Annotated in this window: 10 protein-coding genes and 3 pseudogenes; 12 read left to right on the forward strand and 1 reads right to left on the reverse strand. The window is 54.5% G+C overall.

The window, feature by feature from the left end; genetic code table 11:
* Position 1: 1 nt before the first annotated feature.
* Positions 2-640 carry a uracil phosphoribosyltransferase gene (gene upp, locus BCA33_RS16860; protein ID WP_071267685.1) on the reverse strand — a complete coding sequence of 213 codons (639 nt, stop codon included), beginning with the start codon at positions 638-640 and terminating at the stop codon, positions 2-4.
* Between the two features lie 233 nt (positions 641-873).
* On the opposite strand from upp, the gene flhA reads away from it, so the two are divergent.
* From flhA to BCA33_RS16920, 12 genes and pseudogenes are all read left to right on the forward strand, one after another.
* Positions 874-3,054: a flagellar biosynthesis protein FlhA gene (flhA, locus tag BCA33_RS16865; protein WP_071267687.1), complete on the forward strand. Its 2,181-nt coding sequence runs from the start codon at positions 874-876 to the stop codon at positions 3,052-3,054.
* Between the two features lie 60 nt (positions 3,055-3,114).
* Positions 3,115-4,433: pseudogene (flhF, locus tag BCA33_RS16870) on the forward strand (flagellar biosynthesis protein FlhF).
* Positions 4,434-4,505: 72 nt separating this feature from the next.
* Positions 4,506-5,317 (forward strand): annotated as a pseudogene (locus BCA33_RS16875) (MinD/ParA family protein).
* Positions 5,318-5,346: 29 nt separating this feature from the next.
* On the forward strand, positions 5,347-6,090 hold the full coding sequence (locus BCA33_RS16880) for an RNA polymerase sigma factor FliA (protein WP_071267689.1): 744 nt from the start codon (positions 5,347-5,349) through the stop codon (positions 6,088-6,090).
* A 160-nt stretch (positions 6,091-6,250) separates the two neighbouring features.
* Positions 6,251-6,634 carry a chemotaxis response regulator CheY gene (cheY, locus tag BCA33_RS16885; RefSeq protein ID WP_008173086.1) on the forward strand — a complete coding sequence of 128 codons (384 nt, stop codon included), beginning with the start codon at positions 6,251-6,253 and terminating at the stop codon, positions 6,632-6,634.
* Positions 6,635-6,654: 20 nt separating this feature from the next.
* On the forward strand, positions 6,655-7,440 hold the full coding sequence (locus tag BCA33_RS16890; RefSeq protein ID WP_071267692.1) for a protein phosphatase CheZ: 786 nt from the start codon (positions 6,655-6,657) through the stop codon (positions 7,438-7,440).
* A gap of 17 nt (positions 7,441-7,457) precedes the next feature.
* Positions 7,458-9,552: pseudogene (locus tag BCA33_RS16895) on the forward strand (chemotaxis protein CheA).
* 12 nt (positions 9,553-9,564) lie between these two features.
* A complete protein-coding gene (locus BCA33_RS16900) occupies positions 9,565-10,710 on the forward strand; it encodes a chemotaxis response regulator protein-glutamate methylesterase (protein ID WP_071267694.1) in 1,146 nt (381 codons plus the stop codon).
* On the forward strand, positions 10,710-11,450 hold the full coding sequence (locus tag BCA33_RS16905) for a flagellar motor protein (protein ID WP_071267695.1): 741 nt from the start codon (positions 10,710-10,712) through the stop codon (positions 11,448-11,450). The genes BCA33_RS16900 and BCA33_RS16905 overlap by 1 nt, the downstream gene beginning before the upstream one ends.
* Positions 11,451-11,468: 18 nt before the next feature.
* The gene (motD, locus tag BCA33_RS16910) at positions 11,469-12,251 is read left to right on the forward strand and encodes a flagellar motor protein MotD (protein WP_071267697.1); all 783 of its coding nucleotides are present in this window, start codon (positions 11,469-11,471) and stop codon (positions 12,249-12,251) included.
* Positions 12,252-12,432: 181 nt separating this feature from the next.
* A complete protein-coding gene (locus BCA33_RS16915; protein WP_071267701.1) occupies positions 12,433-13,230 on the forward strand; it encodes a ParA family protein in 798 nt (265 codons plus the stop codon).
* On the forward strand, positions 13,223-14,005 hold the full coding sequence (locus BCA33_RS16920) for a chemotaxis protein CheW (protein WP_071267703.1): 783 nt from the start codon (positions 13,223-13,225) through the stop codon (positions 14,003-14,005). The genes BCA33_RS16915 and BCA33_RS16920 overlap by 8 nt, the downstream gene beginning before the upstream one ends.
* Positions 14,006-14,025: the final 20 nt, after the last annotated feature.

Below are 14,025 nucleotides of genomic sequence, written 5' to 3' on the forward strand. Positions count from 1 at the left end.
ATCAACTGTCCTTTTGCTTGGTGCCGAAGATTTTGTCACCAGCGTCACCAAGCCCGGGCAGTATGTAGCCTTTCTCGTTCAGGCATTGATCCACTGAGGCGGTATAGATAGACACATCCGGGTGCTTGTCCAAAACGTTTTTTATGCCTTCTGGAGCAGCCACCAGCACCAGCGCACGAATTTCGGTGCTTCCGGCTTTCTTGAGTACATCAATAGTGGAAATCATTGAGCCACCTGTGGCAACCATCGGATCCACAATCAACGCCATGCGCTCATCCAGCTCGCCTACCAGTTTTTCCAGATAGGTATCGGCTTGGAGGGTTTCTTCATTCCGGATCTGGCCCACCACACTGACCCGGGCAACCGGAATCAGGCTCAGAACACCGTCCAGCATGCCGAGACCGGCTCGTAGAATAGGAACAATCGTTATTTTTTTGCCTTGAATTTGTTCAACGTTCACCGGGCCTGCCCAGCCTTCGATGGTTTTCTCCTGCAGGCTAAAATCCTTGGTGGCTTCATAAGTCAGCAGCGCGCCGACTTCCTGTGCCAGCTCACGAAAATTCTTGGTACTGATCTCTGCGCGGCGCATCAGGCCGAGTTTGTGTCTGATCAGGGGGTGTCTTACCTCGTGGACTGGCATGGGCTCACCTGCTTGTGGGTCTGGAGTTGTGGATTTTCGGGTTCAATGTTGCGCTTAAGTGGCGCAAGGATACCGCATCTTAGAAGGCGAGTCAGGCAGGCAAAGCCAACGCAGGAACGAAAATTCGAACACAGTGGTATGGATCTTGCGGTATCACTGTAAAAGACGCTTGAACGTCAGAATTTCGACCCTGAGAACGCCTTCAGAAACAGTGAACCGGAGATGCTTGCGGCATGGACAAAGCTTTAGTCCTTCATAACGTCAAATCCCTGACGCAGGGCAATCTTGGCGTGCCCGTTATGTTGATGGGTCTGCTGGGCATGATGATACTGCCTGTGCCAGCTTTTTTGCTGGACGTCTTCTTCACGTTCAACATCACGCTCTCAATTGTCATCCTGCTGGTGTGCGTTTACGCACTACGGCCCATGGAGTTTGCTTCCTTTCCAACGGTATTGCTGGTTGCAACCTTGTTGCGCCTGGCACTGAACGTGGCCTCTACCCGGATTGTTTTGTTGGAAGGCCATGAAGGCGGTGATGCCGCAGGTAAGGTTATCGAGTCTTTCGGCGCGGTGCTTATCGGCGGTAACTACGCGGTTGGGCTCGTGGTATTCGCCATTTTGATGATCATCAACTTTCTCGTTGTAACCAAAGGCGCGGGCCGGGTTTCAGAGGTTAGTGCGCGCTTTACCCTGGATGCCATGCCGGGTAAGCAAATGGCTATTGATGCTGACTTGAACGCGGGCCTGGTTAATCAGGACGAAGCCAAACATCGGCGTGAGGAAATAGCACAGGAGGCGGATTTTTACGGCTCCATGGACGGTGCCTCCAAGTTTGTGAAGGGCGATGCGGTTGCAGGCTTACTGATTCTTGCCATCAACATTATTGGCGGTATTGCCATTGGTATGCTCCAGCATGGCCTTGATTTCTCGCTCGCTGTAGAACGCTATGCACTGCTCACCATAGGCGATGGCCTGGTGGCTCAGATTCCATCACTGCTGCTTTCCACTTCTGCTGCGATCATGGTCACCCGGGTGACCTCCAGCCAGGATATGGGTGGGCAGATTCTGCAGCAAATGTTCAATGCCCCCAAGGCGCTTGCGATTGCCGCCGGTATTTTGATTTTGCTGGGTCTGATTCCAGGTATGCCCCATGTGGCATTTCTCGGGCTTGGTGGGCTCGCAGGCGCAGGCGCTTGGTTCATCTGGAATAAAGATCGGCAGACTGTGGAAGAGGGGGGCATGTTCCCCAGCCGCGGCGGCGCCGGTGCGCTTGCAGGCTCTGGTGGCCGGGATGCGCCGCTGACCGGCGATACCGGTGGCGATCCGGGCCGCCAGTTGCCTGCGCCAGGTGAAACCCGGGAGTTGGGTTGGGACGACGTGGCAACGGTGGACATTGTCGGTCTAGAGGTCGGCTACCGTTTGATACCTCTGGTTGATAAGTCCCAAGGTGGGCAGCTGTTAAGCCGTATAAAAGGTGTGCGTAAAAAGCTGTCGCAAGACATGGGCTTTTTGATGCCTTCCGTGCACATTCGCGACAACCTGGATCTGATGCCAAATGTGTACCGCATTACATTGATGGGCGTAACCATCGCGGAGGCGGATATTCACCCTGATCGGGAGTTGGCAATCGACCCAGGGCAAGTGTTTGGAAAGATAGAAGGTATAGAGGGCAAAGACCCGGCCTTTGGGCTGGATGCGAGCTGGATTGAGCCTGAGAAGAAAGATCAGGCCCAGACTCTTGGCTATACCGTCGTGGATGCCAGCACAGTTGTTGCCACGCACCTGAACCAAGTATTGCAAAAACACGCTCACGAACTGTTGGGCCACGAAGAAGTGCAGAAATGGCTGGATCAACTGGAAAAGGCCTCGCCCAAGCTCGCAGAAGAGTTGGTGCCAACTACTGTGTCTATCAGCCTTCTGCTGAAGGTGCTGCAAAACCTGCTGAGAGAAGAGGTGCCGATTCGGGATATGCGCTCCATTGCCGAGGCCATGGTGAACGTGCACCCCAAGAGCCAGGATCCAAAATTACTGACCACGGTGGCGCGCCAGGCGCTGCGTAGAATGATTATTCAAAGCATCTGCGGCAATGATCAGGAGATACCCGTTATTACCCTGGACCCAGATCTGGAACAGTTATTGCTAAAGTCTGTTCAGCAGAGTCAACAATCTGGCGGCCAGGAAGATATAGGTATGGTTCTTGAGCCAAATATGGTGGAAAAACTGCAGCGCTCTTTGCAGGACAGTGTTCAGCGCCAAGAGGTACTTGGCAAGCCCGCTATCCTGCTGGTATCTGGCCCCTTGAGGCCGGTGCTCGCGAAGTTTGCCAGTTTCGGTGTGGAGCGGCTGCACGTGCTCTCCTACCAGGAAATACCAGATAACAAGCAAATTACGATCGTGGCGTCTGTAGGCCAATAGGCCTGCGGGTGAAAGAACGGACAGCGCGAGTACAGCGTTGCCGGTGGAGGATGCAATATCATGAAAGTAAAACGTTTTTTTGCCAAGAGCATGGCCGAAGCACTGAAGCAAGTCAGTGAGCAGATGGGCCTGATGCTGTCATCCTTTCTAATCGCCGGGTAGACGGTGGCGTTGAGATCGTCTGTGCGTTGGATTACGACGAAAACATGGCGCGCCAGAGTCTTGGAGAGCAGGCCAGCGAAGCCACCAACAGTGCCCACCTTGCTGAAATGCAGGCAGATCGTCACCGTCGGCTGGAAGACGAGCTGGGCCGTTCTCGTTCCCGTATTCGCGAAGTGCGCGAAAGCCGTTCAGAGCGCAATCAAGGTTATTCCAAAGCGTCATATGCAGGTTTGCACGACGCGGTAAGTGACGGTTTCGATGAGCAGGCCTCCTCCGGCGTTAGCAGCCATACAGACTATTCGGATGAGCTGGCACGCATGCGTGCAGAAATCAGCTCATTGCGGGATCTCATGGGTGGTCAGCGAAGCGCACCGGAAAAAACCGGTGTGAGCGCAGTTCAGCAACGGTTGGCAGAGCGGTTGCAGGAATTTGGTTTGGGGCCAGATTTAGCGGGATCGCTTTCCCGTAGACACAAAGGCGGAAAGCTGGACGATGGCTGGAAGCAATCCCTTAAGATGCTAGCCACCGGTGTGCGCACATCGCGCCGGGAATGGCTCGACGAAGGTGGCGTATACGCGCTGGTCGGCCCCACGGGTTCCGGCAAGACCACCACCATTGGCAAGCTGGCTGCCCGCTATGTGTTGAAGTACGGCGCCGATTCTTTGGCGTTGGTCACTACAGACCGTTACCGGGTTGCCGCCCATGAGCAGCTTTTCGTGTTTGGCCGCATTCTGAACGTGCCGGTTCGGGTAGTGGACGAAAGCAATACGCTGGATGATATTCTTGATGAGCTGTCGGATCGTCACCTGGTGCTCGTTGATACAGCGGGGCTGACCAGCTCTGATAAAGGCTACCAAGAGCAGCTGTCGGAACTGGCCCGCAGCCACCATAACGTGCGTACGCACTTGGTGGTTTCTGCAACCAGCCAGCCGCGTATTATGAAATCCGTCTGGCATTGCTATAAGATGGCAAATCTTACGGGCTGCGTGATGACAAAAATTGACGAAGCCCTCACCCTGGGCGAATCTCTGGGTTTTGTGATGGAAACCGGGTTGCCGGTGGCTTATTACACGGATGGGCAGAAAATTCCTGGAGATCTGCACCATGCGGAGGCTGTTCCTCTTGTGCGGTTGGCGGTCGAACGCCTGAAAACGCTTCAACAACAGGCGGCTTCAGAAAAAGTATCTGGCACGGAACGCCCGCGCGAAATGGCCTGAGGCTCTGAATATCTGAGCTGTTCCCGGCTGTGAATGAAATCCGGCTAAACGTGGCGAGAGATAACAAACAGTATGAGCAAAGCACATCCGGTACAGGTGATAGCAGTTTCCGGCGGCAAAGGCGGGGTCGGCAAGAGTAACATTTCGGTCAATCTTGGCATTGCCCTGGCCCAGAAAGGTCGTCGCGTTGTGTTGCTTGATGCAGACCTTGGTCTTGGCAATCTTGATGTGCTGCTTGGTGTCACTGCCAACAAAACCTTCAGGATGTCCTGGCGGGCACATGCGACCTCAGGGACGTTCTGGTGAGCGGGCCGGGCGGTATCAAAATTGTTCCGGCTTCTTCCGGAACCCAGCGCATGACTCAGCTCAGCGCCATGGAGCACGCGGGCCTGATCAACGCATTTAGTGAGTTGGGTGATCAAATCGATGTGCTTATTGTGGATACCGCAGCGGGTATTTCAGAGTCAGTTGTAAGTTTTCTGCGGGCCTCTCAGGAGCTGCTGCTGGTGGTTTGCGACGAGCCCACATCTATTACCGACGCGTACGCCCTCATAAAATTGATGAATCGCGATTACGGCACCAACCGCTTCCGCATTCTTGCCAATCAGGTGGGTAGTGAGCAAGAAGGGCGCCATCTATTTGAAAAACTGACCCGGGTTACTGAACGCTTCCTGGATGTGGCACTACAATACGTGGGCATGGTGCCTTACGACGAAGCCGTGAAGAAAGCGGTTCAGCGCCAGAGGGCGGTACTGGATGCTTATCCCCGGGCCAAAGCCTCGCTTGCGATCAAGGCACTGGCTGACAAAGTGGAAAGCTGGCCGTTGCCTACCTCTCCCCGCGGACACTTGGAGTTTTTTGTGGAGCGGCTCGTCGAAGTCTGAAACGGATCCCGTCAAACAAAACCGGATGCATGACATTGGCGAAAAATCTGGGAATCTACCACCAGGCAGGCGTGAAAAGCCCCTCAGAACTCATAGAGGCGCACGCGCCCCTGGTCAAGAAAATTGCACTTCACCTTTTGGCGCGGTTGCCGGCTTCGGTGCAGCTTGATGATCTTATGCAAGCTGGCATGATCGGATTGCTGGAAGCTGCCCAACGCTATAGTTCAACCAAGGGCGCAACCTTTGAAACCTATGCTGGCATACGCATTCGTGGTGCCATGGTGGATGAGATCCGAAAAGGCGATTGGGTGCCGCGTTCCGTTCACCGTAACGCACGTCGGGTTGCCCGCGCTATCAAGGCTGTTGAGGATCGGGAGGGCCGTGAAGCCCAAGATCTGGAGGTGGCAGAAGAGCTCGATATGGAGCTTTCTGAATACCATGCAATCTTGTCGGATACGAACAGCGGACGACTTTTTAGCCTTGACGAGCTCAATGAATCCGGAGACCTGCCGATAGAAGAAACAGAGACCAGCGATAATCCGCTGGACGGCCTGTCTTCTGATGCCTTTCGAAGCAGTTTGGCAGCCGCTATAGAGCAGTTACCAGAGCGTGAAAAGCTGGTGCTGAGCTTGTACTACCAGGAAGAGCTGAACCTTAAGGAAATTGGTGCAGTGCTGGGTGTCAGTGAAAGCAGAGTCAGTCAGATACATAGCCAGGCAGCGTTACGGCTGAGGGGCAGGCTTGCAGAGTGGCGCCTTGAGGAGCACAACTAGCCTGGGCATAAGGGATAAGAATCGTGCTGGAGTGTAGCGTTTGGTAACCGATGCTTTACAAGCGTGATTAAGATCAGACAATAAGTGTTAAACCAGCGGCCTGCTACACGTTGAGCGCAAAGGTCAAACGAATTCCGGGTCTTACTAACTGGAGGTCCCTTTGGACAAGAACATGAAAATACTCATTGTGGATGACTTCTCTACAATGCGGCGGATTATCAAAAATCTGCTCCGTGATCTGGGCTTCACCAACACCGATGAAGCGGATGACGGCAATACCGCGTTGCCGATGCTTAAAAGCGGCAAGTATGACTTCCTGGTAACAGATTGGAATATGCCAGGAATGTCCGGCTTCGACCTGCTCAAGGCAGTGCGTGCTGATGAGAACCTGAAAACCCTTCCGGTATTGATGGTGACCGCCGAGGCTAAACGCGATCAGATTGTGGCCGCAGCCCAGGCTGGCGTGAACGGTTACGTGGTAAAGCCCTTCACCGCGGCCGTGCTCAAGGAAAAAATCGAGAAGATTTTTGAACGAATTCAGTAGCCAGAAATCGGATGGGTCGTATGAGCGATAACAAAAAGGTCCACCGGGGTCTTGAGCCAGAAGTGACCGAAAAGCTCCGGCGCCAGGCGGCAGAGCTCACCCAGTGCGTTGAAGCCGGGGATTACGCTGGCGCCATGAACCTGATCAACGAATTGAGTGAGGTCAGGGATCAAAGCCTTTACCGTGAAGTTGGTCGACTGACACGTTCACTGCATGAAGCAATCCGTAACTTCCAGATTGATCCGCGCAGCCAAGAGCAGAAGGAAGTTCTGTCATTGATGACAGACGCTTCAGACAGGCTGGCGTACGTTGTTCAGATGACAGGCCAGGCTGCCAATCGCACCATGGACTTGGTTGAAGAAAGCATGCCAGTCGCCCACACAGTGCGCGATGAAGCCGCTTCGTTGAGAGAAGAGTGGCAGCGTTTGCGCCGTCGTGAAATGCAGCCGGCAGAATTCCGCGACCTGTACGGGCGCATTGATGCTTTTTTTCTGAGTGTTACCAAGGATGCGGATACCATTTATAACAGCCTCTCAGAGATTCTTTTGGCGCAGGATTTCCAAGACCTGACAGGTCAGGTGATTCAACGTGTGACGGCGTTGGTAAAAGAAGTGGAAGAGCAGATGCTTAGCTTGGTGGTCATGGCCAGCCATGTTGATCAGCTTACCGGCACAGTACATCAGATTGAAAACCATGACGTCTCAGCCGAACAGGGTGTGGGGCCTCAGATGAAGGCTGAAGAGCGTGAAGATGTAGTCTCGGGACAAAACGACGTAGACGACTTGTTGTCCAGTCTCGGTTTCTGAATATAAGAGGTTAACCCATGGCGTTTGATGCCGATGATGAGATCCTTCAGGACTTCCTTGTAGAGGCCGGTGAGATTCTTGAGAAACTATCCGAACAGCTTGTTGATCTTGAGCGGCATCCTGACGATAGCAATCTACTCAACGCCATATTTCGTGGATTCCATACGGTAAAAGGTGGTGCAGGCTTCCTGCAGTTGGATGCCTTGGTTAACTGCTGTCACTCCGCCGAGAACGTGTTCGACATATTGCGCAATCACAAGCGTGCGGTGGATTCGGAGCTGATGGACGTTGTTCTGGAAACCCTGGACCACGTGAATGCGATGTTTGACCAGGTGCGTAATGGCGAAGAGCTTACGGCTGCGCCCGGCGAACTGATTGCCGCGTTGGATGCCTTCGCGCTGCCTCAGGCGGCTGCCGGGCAAGCGAGTGTTAAACCGGCCCAAACGCCTGAACTCGCTGGAAGTGGGCAAGGCGGTGGCGATATTACCGACGACGAATTTGAACAGTTACTGGATGCTCTGCACGGGGATGCACCTGTTTCCGGCGCAAGCAAGAGCCAGTGGTTGAACCGCCTGCCAGCAATAATGAGGGAGAGGGCAGTGGCTCCGGTGACGAAATCACTGACGATGAGTTTGAAGCTCTGCTTGATGAGCTGCACGGTAAGGGTAAATTTGCCGAACAAGCTGCCGTAGAGGAAAGTGCCGGAGCCAAGGGTGCCGCGAACCCGGCGGCAGGCGGTGTTGACGAACTGATTACCGACGACGAATTCGAAAAGCTGTTGGACGAGCTTCATGGCAAGGGCGGAAGCCCAACCGTTGAAGGTTCCGTCAGCAGGCCCGCACCTCCTGTGCAGGCACAAGCAAAGCCGGCGCAGGCTGCGCCTGAGAAAAAAGCTGAAGCAAAACCGGCAGCCCCGGTGGCCAAGGCACCTGCCAGAGACTCAACCCCGGTTGCAGAAACCAGCGTGCGCGTGGATACCAAGCGCCTGGACGACATCATGAACATGGTGGGTGAACTGGTGCTGGTAAGAAACCGGCTCCAGCGCTTGGGATCTGATAGCGAAGACGAGCATATGCAAAAGGCGGTTTCCAATTTGGATGTGGTGACCACCGATCTGCAAGCCGCGGTTATGCAAACTCGCATGCAGCCGATCAAGAAAGTGTTCGGCCGCTTCCCGCGTGTTGTCCGCGACCTTGCCCGGGGTATGCAAAAAGAAGTGAATCTGGTGATGCATGGAGAGGACACAGATCTCGACAAAAATCTTGTCGAGGCCCTCTCAGATCCGCTCGTGCATTTGGTTCGCAACTCCGTGGATCATGGCATTGAAGCGCCAGATGTGCGTGAAAAAGCAGGCAAGCCCCGGCAGGGCACGGTCACTCTTTCAGCAGAGCAGGAAGGGGATCACATCCTTTTGTCCATCGATGACGATGCGCTGGCATGGATCCTGAAGTATTGCGCCGCAAAGCCGTGGAAAAAGGAATATATGATCAGGACACTGCCGATCGCTTGACTGAAACAGAGTGTTTTAACCTGATTTTTGCCGCTGGTTTCTCCACCAAAGAACAGATTTCCGACGTCTCCGGTCGTGGCGTGGGCATGGATGTGGTGAAAACCAAAATTAACCAGCTCAACGGCCAGCTCAGTATCGTTTCGGCATTGGGTAAAGGTTCTCGCATTATCATCAAGGTGCCCTTGACCCTGGCGATTATGCCAACGCTGATGATTGTGCTTGGTGACCAGTCTTTTGCTCTGCCGCTGGTGAACGTGGTTGAAATTTTCCACTTGGATTTGACCCGAACCAACGTTGTAGATGGCCGGGAGTGTATTGTTGTGCGGGACAAGGTGTTCCCGCTTTTCCATATAAAGCGCTGGTTGGTAAAAGGTTCTGCCGGTGTAGATAGCACGAAAAGCGGACATGTTGTGATTGTTGCTATGGGTACTCGCCAGGTTGGCTTTGTAGTGGATCAACTGGTGGGTCAGGAAGAGGTGGTTATTAAGCCGCTTGGTCGAGGGCTGCAAGGAACACCGGGCATGGCCGGGGCAACGATTACCGGCGACGGACGCATCGCACTTATTATCGATGTTCCTAGCTTGCTGCAACATTACAGCTGACAGGAGAAAGGGATGACAGTGTCTGTCCTGGTCGTTGATGACTCGGGATTCTTCCGCAAACGGCTAACGGAAATATTGACCTCGTCTGGGCAGATCCGTGTGGTGGGCGTGGCTGCTAATGGCAGGGAAGGCGTTGAGCTGGCGGAATCTTTGCGGCCGGACGTTATAACCATGGATTACGAAATGCCGGTTATGGACGGTATTTCGGCCGTGCGCGAAATCATGAAGAAACACCCCGTGCCGGTGCTGATGTTTTCGTCACTCACCTATGAAGGTGCCAGAGTAACTCTGGACGCCCTTGAGGCAGGGGCAGTGGATTTCCTGCCTAAAAACTTCGAAGATATCGCCCGGGATGGCGGCCAACTTCAGAAAATCCTGATAGACCGTGTGCTTGATGTCGCACGCAGCCGGCCGGCAAGTCGGGCGCAGCCTTCTTTATCACCGTCTTCGAGGCCCGCTTCGCCGCCGGCGCGCACGGTTCCCGCTAAGCCTTCTGTGGCGGGTCGTCCATTAATGTCCGGCCGTCAGGCTATCCAGCCACCACAGGAAGAAACGTCCAGGCGGGCCTCTCGAAAAGGCCCGGCACGGCATTATGCCGTTGTGGGTATTGGCACCTCGACTGGCGGGCCAGTGGCACTTCAGCGAGTGCTGACTGCCTTGCCAGCAAGCTTTCCCTCGCCGATTGTGTTGGTTCAGCACATGCCTGCAAGTTTTACCCCAGCCTTTGCGGAACGACTTAACAAACTTTGCCAAATAGAAGTACGACAGGCAGAGGAGGGCGACATCCTTCGCCCAGGGCTGGCATTGCTTGCCCCAGGTGGCAAGCAAATGATGATTGAAAACCGCAGCGGTCAACCCCGGGTGCGTATACTTCCCGGCGATGAACGGCTGAATTATCGACCTTGTGTGGACGTTACCTTTGGCTCTCTTGCTCGCGCATATCCTGGTAAAACCCTTGGCGTGATTCTTACTGGCATGGGTTCCGATGGCCGGGAAGGCTGCCGGATGATGAAACAAAGTGGATCGCCAATCTGGTCTCAGGATGAAAAGTCGTCGGTGATATACGGCATGCCCATGGCGGTTGCGAAAGCCGGCCTTAGTGACGAGGTTCTCTCGCTGGACGACATTGGCCCACGCCTGATTGAGGGTGTTTGCTGATGGATGTTCTCAGTCTACTTGGTGTGATTCTGGCGTTCGCGGCCATACTTGGTGGCAATCTGCTTGAGGGCGGTGCAGTTAGCTCGCTCTTCAATGGCCCTGCGGCGATTATAGTCATTGGCGGCACGTTGGCTGCAACCATTCTCCAAACTTCCTGGCCAGTCCTAAAGCGGGCCTCTGCCCAGTTTCGATGGGTGTTCCTTCCACCATTTATAAGTATTGAAGATGGTATTGGCAAGGTCATCGACTGGAGTGTAAAAGCTAGAAAACAGGGGCTACTTGGGCTTGAGGGGCTGGCTGAAAGAGAGCCGGAGAACTTTGCCCGCAAAGGTCTGCAGCTGCTGGTGGATGGGGCGGAACCTGAGACCATCCGTAGCATTATGGAGATTGATCTGGACTGTCGCGAGGAGCGCAACCTGGAATCTGCCCGGGTGTTTGAGGCCATGGGCGGCTACTCACCAACGATTGGTATTATCGGGGCCGTTATGGGGCTGATTCAGGTAATGACAAATCTTGAAGACCCTCAGTCACTTGGCAACGGCATAGCCACGGCCTTCGTGGCAACTATATATGGCGTAGCGCTGGCGAACTTGCTGTTTTTCCCCGTCGCAAACAAGCTACGCGGTTTGGTTAAAGAACGCTCAAGATACGAAGATATGATGATCGATGGCCTTATTGCCATTGCGGAGGGTGAGAACCCTAAATCCATTGAGTTGCGGCTGCGGGGCTTCCTGCAGTAAGCACACCCGGTTCTTCTTATGCGGCGTCGCAGGCCACCCCAGGACGATATACATAACAAAGAGCGCTGGCTGATCTCCTATGCGGATTTCATAACCTTGCTGTTCGCTTTTTTTGTGGTGATGTACTCGGTTTCGTCGGTAAATGAGGGCAAATACAAAGTGCTCTCAGAAACACTTACCGGTGTTTTTAATGCTCCCCAGCGATCTTTTCAGCCTATCGAAGTGGGAGACCAGCCTCCGCGCCCTGAGGTTGGCCCCTCCCAAGACATTATTCCCTCGGCGGTAGCGGAGGCCCCCAGGAACCCGGAACAAGAGACCCAGGAGCGTACAGAGGCGCTGCGTACCATGGCAGATCAGCTGTCGATGGAGTTTGATGACCTGATCAACCGTGGTGTTGTGACACTGGAAACCAATGACCAGTGGCTGGCGCTCAACCTGCCAGACAGCCTGCTTTTCGGCAGTGGCGACGCCGAACCACATTACGATGCCTTTGATGTGATCGAAAAAATCGCAAGAGTTCTCAAGAATCGGGATAACGCTATAAAGGTCGAAGGTTTCACCGATAATCAGCCTATTGGTACCTCTCGCTTTCCCTCAAACTGGGAGTTGTCAGCAGCGCGAGCGGCTGCAGTTGTACGCATGTTGGGTATGGATGGCATTGAGCCCGAGCGTATGGCAGCGGTTGGGTACGGGCAGCACCAGCCCTTGGCCCGCAACGACACAGAAGAAGGGCGCCGCCGCAATCGACGTGTGGTGCTTTTGATCTCCCGCGACGCCAGTATCCGGGGAGTTATGCGCTAAGGCGTTTAGCAACTTTGTAATGTCTGGCACGATTTCTGTATTACTCCACCAATACTTCATCGGGCGGCAACTGGCTGCCGGTTTGGAGCCCCGTTTGTGTTCAAGTTGCGCAGAGTCTGGCCGATAAACCGGTGTGTAATTGGGTTTTTGGTCGAATTAATCTATTTTCCGGAGTGAGCACGTGCGAATTTGGGCAGTAGCCAATCAAAAAGGTGGAGTGGGCAAAACCACCTCAGTGGTCGCTTTGGGTGGCTTGTTGGCAGAGCGTGGCCAACGTGTTCTTGTTGTGGATCTTGATCCCCATGGCTCTCTCACCAGCTGGTTTGGATACGACCCGGATACGCTCGCGCACAGTGTGTTTGACCTTTTTCAACATCAGGGCAAGGTGCCTGATGGCTTGCCCGCCCAGCTAATTACAGAAACCAATTGCCCCGGGCTGGCTCTGCTGCCGGCGAGCACCGCCCTGGCTACGTTGGAGCGCCGAATGGTTGGCGTTGAAGGCATGGGGCTCATCGTTTCCCGGGCACTTACCCAATTGTGGGACGATTTCGACTACGTAATCCTCGACAACACACCGTCGCTGGGGGTGTTAATGGTGAACGCGCTGGCGGCTGCGCAGCACCTGGTTATTCCGGTACAAACCGAGTTTCTGGCCATTAAAGGCCTTGAGCGTATGCTGCATACGCTACAGATGATCATGCGTTCCCAGAAGAATCAGTTACCTTATACCATCGTTCCTACCATGTTTGATCGTCGCACACAGGCTTCGGTAAAAAGCTTGAATCAGTTGCGTAAAACCTACCAGGACGATCTGTGGAAGTTTGCCGTGCCTGTGGATACAAAGTTCCGAGACGCTAGCCAGGCGGGGGTAATTCCATCAAAACTTGATGCCCAAACCCACGGCGTTCGGGCATACCGGCACTTGCTTGAGCATTTGCTCGAACGCACGGGTGCGTTGAAGGAGCGTCAGCATGGCTGACGAAAAATTGACAAGGCTGGCGGATCCAGCGAGCGCCATTGCCAGTTATCTGGACGAATTGCTGCACTCGGCAACGGACACGGCTTTGCGCGAAGACATCCGCGAGCCGGAGCCGGTTCCCGAAGCAAGACCAGAGCCAGAGCCAGAGCCAGAGCCAAAACCGAAACCAGCGCTAGTGCGCCAACCAGTGGCGAGGCCTAAGCCCGCGTCCCTGGTGGAAGCGCCGACACAAACCTTGCAAGCCCACGAGATTGTAGCTTCCGCGCCAGGACCCACAGTAGACGCAATGCCGGAAACACCCGCATTGCGCCCTGAGTGGTCTGAGCGGCCGTTTGAATGTTTGATTTTCACCGTAGCCGGCCTGCAGTTAGCCGTTCCTCTGGTGTTGCTGGGTGCTATTCATCGAATAGAGGAGGACATTCGGCCCATTCCCGGTAGCCCTCGCTGGTATATGGGCATTCGCCCGGCTACTCATCAGAATCTGAGAGTGGTGGATACGGCAGAGTGGATCATGGCTGGAAGAGTGCCGGCCAATGCCCGGGACAACTATAGGTTTGTCATTCGGCTGGATAACAGCGAGTGGGGGCTGGCCTGCGACGACGTAGCACAGTCATTCACCCTGAGCCCAGACGATGTGCGTTGGCGCACCGCCCGTAGTAAGCGACCTTGGCTGGCTGGAACTGTCATTGAACAGATGTGTGCTCTGGTTGATGTGCGCACGATGGCGGACTTGTTGGTACGCGCCGAGCGGGAGCGTCATCTTGATCTGAACTGACCGGCAGGCCCGGTTACCGA

The sequence above is a fragment of the Marinobacter sp. AC-23 genome (assembly GCF_001858325.1).
Lineage (GTDB): Bacteria > Pseudomonadota > Gammaproteobacteria > Pseudomonadales > Oleiphilaceae > Marinobacter.